We start from the raw sequence: 15,721 nt of genomic DNA on the forward strand, positions 1-15,721 counted from the left end.
CATCCCCGACACACGCCCTCGAAGGATTCGACATGACGATCACCCAGGAGCAGGCCACCTGGTTCTCCCAGACCTTCTCGCAGATCGCCGACAACGTCGAGCGCGCTGTCCTCGGCAAACGCCACGTCGTCGAGCTCGTTCTGACCGCGATGCTCAGCGACGGCCACGTGCTGCTCGAAGACGTCCCGGGAACGGGCAAGACGTCCCTGGCCCGCGCGGTGGCCCAGTCCGTGCAGGGCACCAACACCCGCATCCAGTTCACGCCGGATCTGCTCCCCGGCGACATCACGGGCATCACCGTCTACGACCAGAAGACGGGCGCGTTCGAGTTCCACACCGGACCGATCTTCGCCAACATCGTCCTCGCCGACGAGATCAACCGGGCCAGCCCCAAGACCCAATCGGCGCTGCTCGAGGTGATGGAGGAGGGCCGGGTCACCATCGACGGAGTCTCCCGCGAGGTCGGCGTTCCGTTCCTCGTCCTGGCGACCCAGAACCCCGTCGAGCAGGCGGGCACGTACCGTCTGCCCGAGGCGCAACTCGATCGGTTCCTCCTGCGCACCTCGCTGGGCTACCCCGACCACGCCGCGACCGTGCGCATCCTCGACGGCGCCGCCGTCGCCACCGCCGAGCTGCGCCCGATCATCACGCCGCAGGCGATGGTGGGGATGGCCGACCTCGCGGCATCCGTCTACGTCGACGCCCTCGTGCTCGATTACATCGCCCGTCTGGTGGATGCCACCCGCACGGCCGACGAGGTCCGCCTCGGCGTCAGCATCCGCGGAGCACTCGCGCTCACGCGCGCGACACGCGCGCGGGCGGCGTCGCAGGGCCGTACGTACGCCACCCCCGACGACGTCAAGGCGCTCGCCGTCGCGGTGCTCGCGCACCGCCTGATCCTGCACCCCGAGGCGGAGTTCGACGGTGTGACCCAGGAGGCCGTCATCGGGCAGGTGCTGCTCGACACCCTGCCGCCCACGCAGCGCGAGAGCGCGTGAGCGTGGAGCTTCGCTCGACGTCCGCGCCGCCGCCGGGAGGTGCGCGGTGCCCGATGTGAACCTGACCGAGTCGCGCCTGACGCGCACGTCGGCCGGCACCTTCCGCACCGGCTCGCGCACGTCGATCACCTCGACGTCCGTGCGGCGTCAACGCCGCATCGTCCGGGCCGTGGTGCGACTCGCCGAGATGTGGCGCGTCATCCGCGCAGCGGTGACCGCGGGGGTGCGGTGGGCGGGGAGGACGATCCGGCCCGCGGGTGCGGTCGTCGCCGTCGCGGCGAGCATCGGGCTGCTGTCCGGGCTCCTCTTCGGGTGGGTGGAGTGGATGGTCGCGGGCACGGCGGCGCTCGTTCTGCTCGCGATGAGCGTGCCGTTCCTCTTCGGCGCGCGTTCGTACGACGTCGCCCTCGCCCTCGCCCACGAGCGTGTCGTGGCGGGCACGGGCGTCACCGGCGAGATCGTGGTGCGCAACGACGGCACCCGCGCCGCTCTTCCGGGGCGGCTGGACATCCCCGTCGGACGGGGCCTCGTCGAGTTCGGGGTGCCGTTCCTTCGGCCCGGTCAGGTGGCGACCGAACCGCTCGTGATACCGCCGCTTCCGCGCGGGGTGGTGCGTGTCGGGCCCGTCACCACCGTGCGCAGCGATCCGGTCGGTCTGCTCCGGCGCGAACACGCCTTCGACGATGTGCACGACCTCTACGTCCACCCGCGCACCGTCGCCCTTCCGTCGACCAGCGCGGGCTTGGTCCGCGACCTCGAGGGCAACGCGACGCGTCGGCTGGTGGACGCCGACATGTCGTTCCATGCCATCCGCGAGTACGTCCCCGGCGATTCGCGACGACAGGTGCACTGGAAGTCGACGGCGAAGACCGGCCGCCTGATGGTGCGTCAGTACGAGGAGTCGCGGCGCTCGCGCATGGCCGTGGTGCTCGCCGCCGCGTCGTCGGAGTACGCGGATGCCGAGGAGTACGAGCTCGCGGTGTCGGCGGCGGCCTCGCTGGGGCTGCGCGCGGTGCGCGACGCCCGCGACATCGACGTCGTCGCCGGCTCCGAGATCCCGCGGGTGGTCAAAGGGCGGCTCCGAGCCATCCGCCACGTGCCGGTCGTGTCTCCGCGGGCGATGCTCGACGGCTTCAGCGCCCTGGACCGCCACGACAACACCATGTCGGTCGAAGACGTGTGCCGCCTCGCATCCGAGGCGAACGAGCGCCTGTCCATCGCGTTCGTCGTCGTCGGTTCGGCCGTTCCCCTGACGCGGCTCAGGCAGGCCGCGCTCGCCTTCCCCGCCGACACCGCCGTCGCCACGGTGATCTGCGACGAGCGCGCTCACCCGCGCATGCAGAGCGTCGCCGGTCTGACCGTGCTGACCATCGGCACACTCGACGACCTCTCGGGTCTGCTCGTGCGCGGGGCGACGGCGTGAGCGCCCGTCGCGATCCGCGCCGAGTGGTCCGGCGGCACGATCCCTCCGCGCGGTCGCGCCGGAGCGCGGCAGCGGTGTACACCGCGGCGTGCGTGCTCCTCGCGGCGGTCGCGGCCTGGCCGGTGTATGCCACGACCGCGTTCATCGTGCTCGTCGTCGTCGCGTCGCTGGCGGGCGCGGGTTGGGCCGCCTTCGTGGCATGGCGGCGGTGGAGCGGGTGGACCCTCGCGGGCGGGCTCCTCGTGGCCTTCGCCCTGCTGTGCGTCCCCCTTGCGGTGCCGTCGCGGCTGACCTCGCCCCTGGACGTCGCTCGTGGTCTCGGCGAGTCGTTCGGCGGACTTCTCGTAGCGTGGAAGGACCTCGTCACGGTCGATCTCCCGGTGGGCGCCTACCGCAACCTGCTCGTGCCCGCCCTGGTCGTCTTCCTCGTGGGTACCGCGCTCACCTCGTCCTTCGCCCTGCGCGCCGACCGACGCGCGGTGGCGGCGGTCGTCCCGGGGCTGACGATGATCGGCTTCGGTCTCTTCTTCGGACGCTCCGTGACCAGTTCGCCATTCGTCCTCGGCCCCGTCGTCCTGTCCGCGCCGGTCGAGACGGCGGTCGGATTGGGAGCCCTCCTCGCCGCCGTGTTGTGGCTGTCCTGGCGTGCGCGCGAAGAACGCGGTCGCGCCCTGACGCGTGCGAGCGAGGTGTCGTCCGTCACCGTCGGACGCGGCTCGTCGGCCACGAATCGGCGCCGTCACGCCCTGGGGGCCGCGATGCTGATCGTGGCCGTCGTCCTGACGGTGGCGGTGGTCCCTTCCCTGGCACGCGACGCGGACCGTCAGGTCCTGCGCTCGGCGGCGGGTCCGCAGCGGCTGATCGCCGAGGCCGTCAGCCCCCTCTCGGAGTATCGGTCGATGTTCTCGGACGCGCGGGCGGACGACGTCCTGTTCCGGGTGAGCGGCGGCGACGCCCTGCCCGAACGCATCCGCATCGCGACGCTCGACGCGTATGACGGCGAGGTCTTCCGGGCTTCCGGCGACGAAGCCGGCGGCTTCGTCCGGCTGCCGTCGTCGCGCGACGCCGGGGACGGTCGCGCCGTCCGCGCCGACATCGACATCGTCGATCTGGGCGGCATCTGGATGCCGACCGCCGGCCGGCTGTCGTCGGCGGCCTTCGAGGGGGAGCGCAGCGCGGCCCTCACCGACCGCTTCTACTACAGCGCCGACGCCGAGGCGGGGGTGCAGATCGCCGATGGCGGCCTCGAGTCCGGCGACGCCTACCGTCTGTCGGCGGTGGAGCCCCCGAGTGCGGATGTGGCGGCGATGCGTCCGCCCGGCGACCGGACGGGCGTGGCCGGCGGCGACAACCTGCGGCGGTGGGTCGAGGAGCACGCCACCGGCTCGGACGGTGCTGCGCTGCAGGCTCTGGTCCAGCTCCTCCGCGAGCGGGGTTACCTCAGCCACAGCCTCGCCCCCGAGGGCGCGGCGCCCCCGGCGTGGACGGCGGATCTCCCCGGCTACCAGCTGCAGCCGAGCGCGTCGGGTCACTCGGTCGCGCGCATCGACCGCATGTTCGAGCGACTCCTCGAGCGCGAGGACGACCCTCGTGCGGAGGCGTCCGACAATTTCGTCGCCGCGGTCGGGGACGACGAGCAGTTCGCGGTCGCCACCGCGCTCATCGCGCGCGAGCTGGGGTTTCCCGCCCGGGTGGTCGTCGGCGCTCGCCTGACGTCGACGGATCCATCTCTCGCCGCCTGCGACGCGGGGGAGTGCCGGGCCCGCGACCTGAGCGCGTGGACCGAGGTGCGCGGCGCGGACGGACGCTGGAGTGCCATCGACGTCACCCCGCAGTGGGAGAAGTCGCCCAGTCTCGAGGTCACGCAGCAGCAGGATCCCGAGAACGTCACCGAGGTCCGCCCGAACACGGTGGACGAGGTCGTCCCGCCCGAGCCGGTGCAGGAGGACAACTCCCTCGACGACGACGCGCGCACGGACGACGGCCTCGATCTGGCGGGGCTGTGGGCGGCTCTGCGCGTCGTGGGGCTCGCGCTGTCGATCCTGCTCATCCTGGGCGGCCCGTTCCTCGCGGTCGTCGTGGTCAAGGTGCTCCGCCGGCGCGGTCGGCGCCGCGATCCGGATCCGCGTGCGGCGATCGCCGGCGGGTGGGAGGAGTACGTCGACGCCGGAGTGGATTCCGGTCGTTCCGTGCCGCGCTCCCCGACGCGCCGAGAGGTCGCGGCGGCGTTCGCCACGCCCGCGGGCACGCGTCTCGCCGACGACGCCGACCGGGCCGTGTTCTCGACCCGGGAGGTCGACGCCGACGAGGTCGCGCAGTTCTGGCGCATCGTCGACGACGAGCGACGTACGATGGCGCGCCAGCGAGGCTTCTGGCACCGCGTGCGCGCGGCCCTATCGTTGAGATCGTTCCTGCGGTTCCTCGCCCCGCGCCGTTCGCGGCGGGGGACGCCGCATCGCGACGAGAGGGGGAAGCGTCCCACCGCACCGGGGGGTCGCGACACGACATGACCGAATCGACAATGGTGGTTCTGCAGGCGACGTCGTTCGCCCTCGTGATCGTGCTCTACGTGTGGTTCTCCCTCGCGCTGGCGGCTCTCTTCGGCAAGATGGGCGAGCCGGCGTGGAAGGCGTGGATCCCCGTCTACAACCTCGCCACGATCCTGGGCCTGGGCGGCTTCTCCCCGTGGCTCGTGCTGCTGAACATCGTCCCGATCTTCGGTCTGATCGCGTTCGTCGCGGTGTTCATCGTGGCGGTGCACCGCATCACGACCTCGTTCGGCGCGGGCGCGGGCATGACGGTCGTGGGGGCGCTCTTGCCGATGGTGTGGGCGAGCATCCTCGGCTGGGGCTCCGCGCGGTGGGAGGGTGGCATCCGTCGCTCCGGATCGGTCGACGAGGATTCCGCGCCCATCCGCCGCCGCAGCGAATTCGACGGCCCCTATGTGCCGCTCATCGGCGGGTGGACGCCCGGTCCCGCGGTCACCTCCGATCCGTCCGAGCCGTCGCGGTCCGAGGGTGCGCACGCCGACCTGGCGGACCTCGGTTTCGCGCGGCCCGACGATGCCGCGCCCACCGACGCGCGGCCAGCCGCCGTGTCCGAGCCCGTCGTCCTGCCCTTCGCGGCGCCCAGCGGGTCGCTCGCGGACGCCGTGCCGTCCGGCCATGACTGGGCGCCTCCCGCCCAGGTGCCGCCGCGCGCCGACGAGGGCCGCTCCTCCCGTGCCGAGGCCGAGCCCCTGCCGTCGGCGGCTTCGGTGTTCGACGTTCTCGACGCTCTGCGCGACCGCTCGCCCGAAGAGGGCGCCGATTCCTCTGCGTCCGCGGCCCCGGCGCCGTCCGAGCCCGAGCCGGCCACCCGGGCGATCCCGACGACGCCGGCGCAGGTCGAGACGCCGCCGGCGCGGACGGCGGGGCAGGGGACCGCCCCCGCCGAGTCCGGCGACGGCGCCGATCCGGATGCGCCCGCCGAGGTCGTCGCCCCGTGGGTCACGCCTCCGCGCCGATCGGCCACGTCCGTACCGGCCGATGCGCCCATCGCCGAGGTCCCTCTGACCCGCCCGGCTCCGGAGCCGGCGGCGGCGTCCCGTGCGCCGCTGCCGAACCCGGGTGACGACTTCCCCGAGTCGTCCGAGGCCGTCTCGGCGGTGTCCGAGGCCCCGGATGCCGGTTCCCCCCGCTCCGCGCGCACCTCGGTGTCGTCGCTGTACACGCAGCCCGAGGTCCCCGCCGTGGCGGAGGACGATTTCGACGCGCTCGATCGCACGGTCGTGACGCGGCGGAAGCGGATCCCGTGGGCGCTGGTCCCGCCGAGCGGGGGCCCGATCGACCTCATGTCCTCCGTCGTCATCCTCGGTCGTCGGCCGGGTCCGGACGCCGCCTTCCCGGACGCGCAGCTGGTGTCCATCAGCGACGACACGCGAACGGTGTCCAAGACGCACGCGCGCCTCGAACTGCGCGGCGACACCTGGTACGTGACCGATCTGCACTCCACCAACGGCGTCCTGTTCGCGACCCTCATGGGCACCGAGGTCGAGGCGCCCCCGGGCGAAGAGATCGAGGCGGGGGAGCGGTTCTTCCTGGGCGACGCGGAGGTGCGCCTGGCCCGGAGCGAGGCATGAGCGGACCCTCCGACCGCACTGACGACCCCGACGACGTCACGTTGTGGGCCGGTCGCCTGCGGGCCTGGCCCACGCCGCCGCCGGCCCCTGCCGACGATCCTGACGACGACACGGTCCTGTCCGCCCGTGAGGCGGCTGGGGACGACACGGTGCTTTCGCGTCCGTTCGAGCCGGGTGATGACACGGTCCTGTCCGCCCGTGAGGCGGCTGATGACGACACGGTGCTTTCGCGTCCGTTCGAGCCGGGTGATGACACGGTCCTGTCCGCCCGTGAGGCGGCTGACGACGACACGGTGAGCTCCGTCCCGACCGACACCGATGAGCAGACGGCGGCCCGCCCGCGCCGCCGGCCGGTCGCGACGCCCTCGCGCCCCGGGGGCGAGGATGCCGAGACCACCGCCCCGCGCCGCGGCGCCGCATCACGCGTCTCCCCGCCCGCTGCGAGCCCTGCGATCGAGGAGTCGACGCGTCCGCGCGACGCGTCTGCGGCGGGAATCGACGCCGACACCGCGGCCGGAAGCCGCCGCCATCGCCGGCAGTCGTCGTCGTCCGTGCCCGCGGCGGCGGTACCCCCCGTCGACGCCGCCCGACTTCCGAGATCGCCGATCGCGCTCGCGCGCGAGTCGTACGCGCCGCGTCGGGACGAGGCTGTCCGCGTCCCGCGGACGCGGGCCCGCCCCGAGCGCCCCGGGACCGGACCGGCCCCCGTCCGTCCCCGTCGTCGGCGGGGGATCGGGCGGATGGCGATCGTCGTGGTGACGGCCGCGGCCCTGGTCGCCGCCGCCACGGCCTGCCTGATGCTCCTGCTCGCCTGAGACACGGCATCCGGCTCGGAAGAGATCCCCAGCCGGACTCGTTTGCCGCACCCCGCGCAACCGCGTATCATGGGGCGGGTGTGCGTTCACGCGCGCCGTGCGTCGTGCCTCCGGGCGAGTCGCGCGGATCAACGCTCGCACCATCTCAGGGAATGACCTGCGAACAGGTCACCCCCACGGCATATCCACCACAACCGCGTCCGATCATTCTGACGCGTGGCGGATCACACGTGAGCCCGACACGACACGAATCGCAAGATGAGCGACGTGCCGGGGGAGACACGACCGCTGTCACCGTGCAGCACCTGGGCGTGACCGCGAGGGACCGTCCAGCCAATCAAGGAGAGAACGTGCCAACCATTCAGCAGTTGGTTCGCAAGGGCCGCTCGCCGAAGGTCTCGAAGACCAAGGCTCCCGCGCTGAAGTCGAACCCCCAGCAGGCCGGCGTGTGCACCCGCGTGTACACGACGACCCCGAAGAAGCCGAACTCGGCCATGCGCAAGGTCGCCCGCGTGAAGCTGCGCAACGGCACCGAGGTCACCGCGTACATCCCCGGTGAGGGCCACAACCTCCAGGAGCACTCGCTGGTGCTCGTCCGTGGTGGTCGTGTGAAGGACCTCCCCGGTGTCCGCTACAAGATCGTCCGCGGTGCGCTCGACACCCAGGCTGTCAAGAACCGTAAGCAGGCTCGTAGCCGCTACGGCGCGAAGAAGGGCTGAGAACCATGCCTCGTAAGGGTCCCGCCCCGAAGCGTCCCGTCGTCAACGACCCGGTGTACGGCGCTCCCGTCGTCACCCAGCTGGTCAACAAGATCCTCGTCGACGGCAAGAAGTCCATCGCCGAATCGATCGTCTACGACGCCCTCAAGGGTGTCGAGGCGAAGAACAGCCAGGACGCCGTCGCCACGCTGAAGAAGGCGCTCGACAACGTCCGTCCCACCCTCGAGGTCAAGAGCCGCCGCGTCGGTGGTTCGACCTACCAGGTTCCCGTCGAGGTCAAGCCGCACCGCGCCAACACGCTCGCGCTGCGCTGGCTCGTCAGCTACGCGAAGGGTCGTCGTGAGAAGACGATGACCGAGCGTCTGCAGAACGAGATCCTCGACGCCTCGAACGGCCTCGGTGCCGCGGTCAAGCGCCGCGAAGACACCCACAAGATGGCCGAGTCGAACCGCGCCTTCGCGCACTACCGCTGGTAAATCCCGCGGAGGGTCCGTGACCGCACCCCGGTCTCGGACCCTCCGATGGGCCCGGCATCAACCTCCCAACAGGTAAGGAAGACACCCGTGGCACAAGACGTGCTCACCGACCTCCACAAGGTCCGCAACATCGGCATCATGGCGCACATCGATGCCGGCAAGACGACGACGACCGAGCGCATCCTGTTCTACACGGGCGTCAACCACAAGATCGGTGAGACGCACGATGGTGCGGCCACCACCGACTGGATGGAGCAGGAGCAGGAGCGTGGCATCACGATCACCTCCGCCGCCGTCACCTGCTTCTGGGAAAAGAACCAGATCAACATCATCGACACCCCCGGTCACGTCGACTTCACCGTCGAGGTGGAGCGTTCGCTCCGCGTGCTCGATGGCGCCGTCGCCGTCTTCGACGGCAAGGAGGGCGTCGAGCCCCAGTCCGAGACCGTGTGGCGTCAGGCCGACAAGTACGACGTGCCCCGCATCTGCTTCGTCAACAAGATGGACAAGCTGGGCGCCGACTTCTACTTCACGGTCGACACCATCATCAACCGCCTCAAGGCCAAGCCTCTCGTGCTGCAGATCCCGATCGGTGCCGAGAACGACTTCGTCGGCGTCATCGACCTGGTCTACATGCGCGCGCTGGTCTGGCCCGGAGACGCCAAGGGTGATGTCACCATGGGCGCCAAGTACGAGATCCAGGAGATCCCGGCCGACCTCGTCGAGAAGGCGCAGGAGTACCGCGAGAAGCTCCTCGAGACCGTCGCCGAGTCCGACGACGCGCTGCTCGAGAAGTACTTCGGCGGCGAAGAGCTCACGCACGAAGAGATCAAGGGCGCCATCCGCAAGATGACGATCGCCAGCGAGGTCTACCCCGTGCTGTGCGGTTCGGCATTCAAGAACCGCGGCGTGCAGCCCATGCTCGACGCGGTGGTCGACTACCTGCCCTCGCCCCTGGACGTGCCCGCCATCGAGGCGCGCGACCCCAAGGACGAAGAGGTCGTCATCGAGCGCCACGCCGACCGCGAAGAGCCCTTCGCGGCCCTCGCGTTCAAGATCGTGACGCACCCGTTCTTCGGTCGCCTCACCTACATCCGCGTGTACTCGGGTCACCTCGACTCCGGTGCCCAGGTCGTCAACGCGACCAAGGGCAAGAAGGAGCGCATCGGAAAGATCTTCCAGATGCACGCCAACAAGGAGATGCCGGTCGACTCGGTCACCGCCGGTCACATCTACGCGGTCATCGGCCTCAAGGACACCACCACCGGTGACACCCTCTGCGACCCGGCCAACCAGGTCGTCCTCGAGTCGATGACCTTCCCCGAGCCGGTCATCGAGGTCGCCATCGAGCCCAAGACCAAGGCCGACCAGGAGAAGCTGGGTGTCGCCATCCAGAAGCTCGCTGAAGAGGACCCCACCTTCCGCGTCGAGCAGAACGCCGAGACCGGCCAGACGGTCATCAAGGGCATGGGCGAGCTCCACCTCGACATCCTCGTGGACCGCATGAAGCGCGAGTTCAAGGTCGAGGCCAACGTCGGAAAGCCCCAGGTGGCTTACCGCGAGACCATCCGCAAGTCGGTCGAGCGTCACGACTACACCCACAAGAAGCAGACCGGTGGTTCGGGACAGTTCGCGAAGATCCAGTTCGCGATCGAGCCGCTCGAGGTCACGGCCGACAAGACCTACGAGTTCGAGAACAAGGTCACCGGTGGTCGTATCCCGCGCGAGTACATCTCGCCGACCGACCAGGGCTTCCAGGACGCCATGAACGTCGGCGTGCTCGCCGGCTACCCCATGGTGGGCGTCAAGGCGATCCTGCTCGACGGCGCGTCGCACGACGTCGACTCGTCCGAGATGGCGTTCAAGATCGCCGGCTCGATGGGCTTCAAAGAGGCTGTCCGCAAGGCCAACCCCACCATCCTCGAGCCGATCATGGCCGTCGAGGTGCGCACTCCCGAGGAGTACATGGGCGACGTCATCGGCGACCTGAACTCGCGTCGTGGCCAGATCCAGTCGATGGAGGACGCCGCCGGCGTCAAGGTCGTCCGGGCCAACGTGCCGCTGTCCGAGATGTTCGGCTACATCGGCGACCTGCGCTCGAAGACCTCGGGCCGTGCCGTCTACTCGATGGAGTTCGACAGCTACGCCGACGTCCCGAAGGCCGTGGCCGACGAGATCATCCAGAAGAACAAGGGCGAGTAACGTCGCTCTGATGGATGCCGGGAACCCGGCTCCGGCCCGGGTTCCCGGCATCCGCTCAAACTGAACATCGACTCTCTAGTAACCTGAGAACCATCCCCGCGGAGAACCGGTCGCAATCCAGCGCCCGCAATCCGCATCTACCGTCCTGAGGAGGACCCAGTGGCTAAGGCCAAGTTCGAGCGGACCAAGCCGCACGTGAACATCGGAACGATCGGTCACGTCGACCACGGCAAGACCACGCTCACCGCTGCCATCTCGAAGGTGCTCGCCGACAAGTTCCCGTCGGCCACCAACGTTCAGCGTGACTTCGCGTCGATCGACTCCGCGCCCGAAGAGCGTCAGCGCGGCATCACGATCAACATCTCGCACGTCGAGTACGAGACCCCCAAGCGTCACTACGCTCACGTCGACGCCCCCGGTCACGCCGACTACATCAAGAACATGATCACCGGTGCCGCTCAGATGGACGGCGCGATCCTCGTGGTCGCCGCCACCGACGGCCCGATGGCTCAGACCCGTGAGCACGTTCTGCTCGCCAAGCAGGTCGGCGTGCCGTACCTGCTCGTCGCGCTGAACAAGAGCGACATGGTCGACGACGAGGAGATCCTGGAGCTCGTCGAGCTCGAGGTCCGCGAGCTGCTGTCGTCGCAGGACTTCGACGGTGACAACGCGCCCGTCGTCCGCGTCTCGGGCCTCAAGGCCCTCGAGGGTGACGAGCAGTGGGTCAACTCGATCGTCGAGCTCATGGAGGCCGTCGACTCCTCCATCCCCGACCCGGTGCGTGACAAGGACAAGCCGTTCCTCATGCCCATCGAGGACGTCTTCACCATCACCGGTCGTGGAACGGTCGTCACGGGCCGCGCCGAGCGCGGTACCCTCGCGATCAACTCCGAGGTCGAGATCGTCGGCATCCGCCCGACGCAGAAGACCACGGTCACGGGTATCGAGATGTTCCACAAGCAGCTCGACGAGGCCTGGGCCGGCGAGAACTGTGGTCTGCTCCTCCGCGGCACCAAGCGTGACGATGTCGAGCGCGGCCAGGTCGTCGTCAAGCCCGGTTCGGTCACCCCGCACACCAACTTCGAGGGCACGGCGTACATCCTGTCCAAGGAAGAGGGCGGCCGTCACAACCCGTTCTTCACGAACTACCGCCCGCAGTTCTACTTCCGCACCACGGACGTGACCGGCGTCATCACGCTGCCCGAGGGCACCGAGATGGTCATGCCCGGTGACACCACCGAGATGTCGGTCGAGCTCATCCAGCCGATCGCCATGGAAGAGGGCCTCGGCTACGCGATCCGTGAGGGTGGCCGCACCGTCGGTGCCGGCACCGTCACCAAGATCATCAAGTAAGTCTCTCCAGACTCCACTCGGCACGGGCCGGGCCTTCGGGCCCGGCCTTTGTCGTTCCCGCCCGGTGGCAGATGGGGGTTCCGCGATCGAGGAGACCCCGTCCAGAATGAAGACGAGATCGACAGACGGGTCGATCCGGATCATCGAGGGAGGCGCACATGAGCGGCGTGGACGGCATCATCGCGAAGGGCAAGAAGCTTCTCGACGACAATCGCGGCAAGATCGAAGAGGCGCTCAAGAGCGAGAAGGCCGAAGAGGTCAGCGACAAGATCCTCGACGGAGCGGCCGAGGCCATCAAGAAGGTCGTGCCGGCGGAGCACCACGGCAAGGTCGACGAGGTCCGCACGAACGTCGACAAGAACATCGGCAACGCCTGAGGCGCAGAACACCGCGGTGCCGTCCTCGTCTCGGCGGGGGCGGCACCGTCGTCTTGCGGTCAGATGCTGTGCATCCACCGGATGCGACACGCCCGGGTTTGCGACATGACGGACGGCTCCGTAGACTAGTCCAGTTCCACATTCCGGTGCGCGCTCGGCGTGCGCCAGGATCACTGCCAGGGCAGTGCACAGGCGGCGCGTATGCGCAGGGTCCTGGGCCGCGGGCAGCAGAACACCACACCGAACCCCTCATCCTTCACGGGATTCGCACGCGTGCGTGCGCGGGGCGGGCCGCTTGCTCCGCAGGCGGTTTGACAGCTGAACAGCGGTGCAGCATCTCTCGCGCAAGCGAGGGGAAGTGCCAGGGTGCGTCAGCACCACCGTGCGTCCAATGCCCCAGGTCGGGTAAGACGCTGAAAGAGAGAGAGCAGACAATGGCGGGACAGAAGATCCGCATTCGCCTGAAGTCGTACGACCACGCCGGGCTGGACTCGTCGGCGCGCAAGATCGTCGACACCGTGACCCGTGCCGGCGCCACCGTGGTGGGCCCGGTCCCCCTTCCGACCGAGAAGAACGTCGTGTGCGTCATCCGGTCGCCCCACAAGTACAAGGACAGCCGCGAGCACTTCGAGATGCGCACCCACAAGCGCCTCATCGACATCATCGACCCGACGCCCAAGGCCGTCGACTCGCTGATGCGCCTCGACCTCCCGGCCGATGTCAACATCGAGATCAAGCTCTGAGGTTCGACATGGCTGACATCAACTCCAAGATCTCCAAGGGCCTCCTCGGCACCAAGCTCGGCATGACCCAGGTGTGGGACGAGAACGGCAAGCTCGTTCCCGTCACCGTCATCGAGGTCGCCCCGAACGTCGTGACCCAGCTGCGCTCGCTCGAGAAGGACGGCTACAACGCCGTCCAGATCGGCTACGGCCAGATCGACCCCCGCAAGGTGAACAAGCCCCTCACGGCTCACTTCGACGCCGCCGGTGTCACCCCGCGCCGCCACCTCACCGAGGTGCGCACCGCGGATGCCGCCGACTACGCGCTGGGCCAGGAGCTCACCGTGGACGGTCTCTTCGAGGCCGGCCAGCTGGTCGACGTCGTCGGCACCAGCAAGGGCAAGGGCACCGCCGGTGTCATGAAGCGTCACAACTTCAAGGGCGTCTCCGCTTCGCACGGTGCGCACCGCAACCACCGCAAGCCCGGCTCGATCGGCGCGTCGTCGACTCCGAGCCGTGTCTTCAAGGGCATGCGCATGGCCGGCCGTATGGGTGGCGAGCGCGTGACCGTCCTCAACCTCACGGTGCACGCCGTCGACGCCGAGAAGGGTCTGATGCTCGTCAAGGGCGCCGTCCCCGGTGCTCGTGGCCGCATCGTCTACGTCCGCAACGCAGTGAAGGGTGCCTAATCATGGCTGACTCGACTCTCGCGCTCGACGTCGTGAAGGCCGACGGCAACAAGGCCGGCTCTGTCGAGCTGCCCGCCGCGCTCTTCGACGTCAAGACGAACATTCCCCTCATCCACCAGGTCGTCGTGGCGCAGCGCGCCGCGGCTCGCCAGGGCACGCACTCGACCAAGCGTCGTGGCGAGGTCTCCGGTGCCGGTCGCAAGCCCTTCAAGCAGAAGGGCACGGGTAACGCCCGTCAGGGCTCCATCCGCGCGCCGCACATGACCGGTGGTGGCATCGTCCACGGCCCCAAGCCCCGCGACTACAGCCAGCGCACCCCCAAGAAGATGATCGCGGCCGCCCTCCTGGGTGCGCTCAGCGACCGTGCTCGTGGGCAGCGTCTGCACATCGTCGACAGCTTCGCGATCGAGGGTGCCCCCTCGACCAAGGCCGCCGCCGCTGCGCTGAAGGCTTTCGGTGCCGTCAAGAACGTCCTCGTGGTCATCGACCGCGACGACGAGCTGACCATCAAGAGCGTGCGCAACCTCGCGTACGTCCACGTGCTGACCGTCGGCCAGCTGAACACCTACGACGTGCTCGTCTCCGACGACATCGTCTTCACCAAGGCCGCCTACGACGCGTTCGTCTCGTCGAAGTCCGCAGCCACCGAGGAGGTCTCGGCATGACCACCGTCAACAAGGACCCGCGCGACATCATCCTGAAGCCGGTCGTCTCCGAGAAGAGCTACTCGCTCATCGACGAGGGCAAGTACACCTTCCTGGTGGACCCCCGTTCGTCGAAGACCGAGATCAAGCTCGCGATCGAGAAGATCTTCGGCGTCAAGGTGGCCTCGGTCAACACGATCAACCGCGTCGGCAAGGCCCGCCGCACCCGCTTCGGCATCGGCAAGCGCAAGGACACCAAGCGCGCCATCGTGTCGCTCAAGTCGGGCACCATCGACATCTTCACGTCTGTCGGCTGACGGTCGGGATAGAGGACAACAACAATGGCTATTCGCAAGTACAAGCCCACGACCCCCGGTCGCCGCGGCTCGTCGGTGGCCGACTTCGCCGAGATCACCCGATCGACGCCCGAGAAGTCGCTGCTGCGCCCGCTGTCGAAGACCGGTGGCCGCAACAACCAGGGCCGCATCACCACGCGTCACATCGGTGGCGGACACAAGCGTCAGTACCGTCTGATCGACTTCCGTCGTAACGACAAGGACGGCATCGACGCCAAGGTCGCGCACATCGAGTACGACCCCAACCGCACCGCGCGCATCGCGCTGCTGCACTACGCCGACGGCGAGAAGCGCTACATCCTCGCCCCCGCGAAGCTGTCGCAGGGTGATGTGGTCGAGTCCGGCGCGGGCGCCGACATCAAGCCCGGCAACAACCTGCCGCTGCGCAACATCCCCACCGGTACCGTGATCCACGCGATCGAACTCCGCCCCGGCGGCGGTGCCAAGATGGCCCGTTCGGCCGGCGCCTCGGTGCGTCTGGTCGCCAAGGACGGCCCGTACGCGCAGCTGCGTCTGCCCTCCGGTGAGATACGCAACGTCGACGTGCGCTGCCGCGCCACGATCGGCGAGGTCGGCAACGCCGAGCAGTCGAACATCAACTGGGGCAAGGCCGGCCGCATGCGCTGGAAGGGCGTCCGCCCGACCGTGCGTGGTGTCGCCATGAACCCGGTCGACCACCCGCACGGTGGTGGTGAGGGTAAGACCTCCGGTGGTCGTCACCCTGTGTCGCCGTGGGGCAAGGCCGAAGGCCGCACCCGCCACGCGAACAAGGAGAGCGACAAGCTCATCGTCCGCCGTCGCACCGCCGGCAAGAAGCGCAAGTAGGA

At 69.2% G+C, this 15,721-nt stretch carries 15 protein-coding genes; all 15 read left to right on the plus strand.

Annotated elements, in window-relative coordinates; all coding sequences use genetic code 11:
* The first annotated feature begins 32 nt into the window (after positions 1-32).
* The 15 genes from ACIPVB_RS04565 to rplB all read left to right on the plus strand — a co-directional run bounded on the left by ACIPVB_RS04565 (position 33) and on the right by rplB (position 15,719).
* Positions 33-998: an AAA family ATPase gene (locus tag ACIPVB_RS04565; RefSeq protein ID WP_400367355.1), complete on the plus strand. Its 966-nt coding sequence runs from the start codon at positions 33-35 to the stop codon at positions 996-998.
* Positions 999-1,044: 46 nt separating this feature from the next.
* A complete protein-coding gene (locus tag ACIPVB_RS04570) occupies positions 1,045-2,421 on the plus strand; it encodes a DUF58 domain-containing protein (RefSeq protein WP_400367356.1) in 1,377 nt (458 codons plus the stop codon).
* A 92-nt stretch (positions 2,422-2,513) separates the two neighbouring features.
* Complete coding sequence (locus tag ACIPVB_RS04575) at positions 2,514-4,931, plus strand: transglutaminaseTgpA domain-containing protein (RefSeq protein WP_400367357.1); 2,418 nt, start codon at positions 2,514-2,516, stop codon at positions 4,929-4,931.
* Positions 4,928-6,541, plus strand: a complete 1,614-nt coding sequence (locus tag ACIPVB_RS04580; protein ID WP_400367358.1) for a DUF5684 domain-containing protein — start codon at positions 4,928-4,930, stop codon at positions 6,539-6,541. Before ACIPVB_RS04575 ends, ACIPVB_RS04580 begins: the two co-directional genes overlap by 4 nt.
* A complete protein-coding gene (locus ACIPVB_RS04585; protein ID WP_400367359.1) occupies positions 6,538-7,356 on the plus strand; it encodes a hypothetical protein in 819 nt (272 codons plus the stop codon). Before ACIPVB_RS04580 ends, ACIPVB_RS04585 begins: the two co-directional genes overlap by 4 nt.
* A 350-nt stretch (positions 7,357-7,706) precedes the next feature.
* Positions 7,707-8,075 carry a 30S ribosomal protein S12 gene (gene rpsL, locus ACIPVB_RS04590; protein ID WP_013584051.1) on the plus strand — a complete coding sequence of 123 codons (369 nt, stop codon included), beginning with the start codon at positions 7,707-7,709 and terminating at the stop codon, positions 8,073-8,075.
* 5 nt (positions 8,076-8,080) lie between these two features.
* A complete protein-coding gene (gene rpsG, locus ACIPVB_RS04595) occupies positions 8,081-8,551 on the plus strand; it encodes a 30S ribosomal protein S7 (RefSeq protein WP_013584050.1) in 471 nt (156 codons plus the stop codon).
* Between the two features lie 87 nt (positions 8,552-8,638).
* The gene (gene fusA, locus ACIPVB_RS04600) at positions 8,639-10,753 is read left to right on the plus strand and encodes an elongation factor G (protein WP_400367360.1); all 2,115 of its coding nucleotides are present in this window, start codon (positions 8,639-8,641) and stop codon (positions 10,751-10,753) included.
* A gap of 159 nt (positions 10,754-10,912) precedes the next feature.
* Positions 10,913-12,106 (plus strand): elongation factor Tu, encoded by a 1,194-nt coding sequence (tuf, locus tag ACIPVB_RS04605; RefSeq protein WP_108317909.1) that lies wholly within the window; start codon positions 10,913-10,915, stop codon positions 12,104-12,106.
* Between the two features lie 158 nt (positions 12,107-12,264).
* Complete coding sequence (locus ACIPVB_RS04610; RefSeq protein ID WP_400367361.1) at positions 12,265-12,483, plus strand: hypothetical protein; 219 nt, start codon at positions 12,265-12,267, stop codon at positions 12,481-12,483.
* 434 nt (positions 12,484-12,917) lie between these two features.
* Positions 12,918-13,226: a 30S ribosomal protein S10 gene (rpsJ, locus tag ACIPVB_RS04615; RefSeq protein ID WP_013584016.1), complete on the plus strand. Its 309-nt coding sequence runs from the start codon at positions 12,918-12,920 to the stop codon at positions 13,224-13,226.
* An 8-nt stretch (positions 13,227-13,234) separates the two neighbouring features.
* Positions 13,235-13,894 carry a 50S ribosomal protein L3 gene (rplC, locus tag ACIPVB_RS04620; RefSeq protein ID WP_056226244.1) on the plus strand — a complete coding sequence of 220 codons (660 nt, stop codon included), beginning with the start codon at positions 13,235-13,237 and terminating at the stop codon, positions 13,892-13,894.
* 2 nt (positions 13,895-13,896) lie between these two features.
* A complete protein-coding gene (gene rplD, locus ACIPVB_RS04625; protein ID WP_400367362.1) occupies positions 13,897-14,559 on the plus strand; it encodes a 50S ribosomal protein L4 in 663 nt (220 codons plus the stop codon).
* Positions 14,556-14,855 carry a 50S ribosomal protein L23 gene (rplW, locus tag ACIPVB_RS04630; RefSeq protein WP_056226248.1) on the plus strand — a complete coding sequence of 100 codons (300 nt, stop codon included), beginning with the start codon at positions 14,556-14,558 and terminating at the stop codon, positions 14,853-14,855. The genes rplD and rplW overlap by 4 nt, the downstream gene beginning before the upstream one ends.
* Positions 14,856-14,879: 24 nt before the next feature.
* Positions 14,880-15,719 carry a 50S ribosomal protein L2 gene (gene rplB / locus ACIPVB_RS04635; RefSeq protein ID WP_013584012.1) on the plus strand — a complete coding sequence of 280 codons (840 nt, stop codon included), beginning with the start codon at positions 14,880-14,882 and terminating at the stop codon, positions 15,717-15,719.
* Positions 15,720-15,721 lie beyond the last annotated feature (2 nt).

It is taken from the genome of Microbacterium sp. NPDC090007 (assembly GCF_044748345.1).
GTDB lineage: Bacteria > Actinomycetota > Actinomycetes > Actinomycetales > Microbacteriaceae > Microbacterium.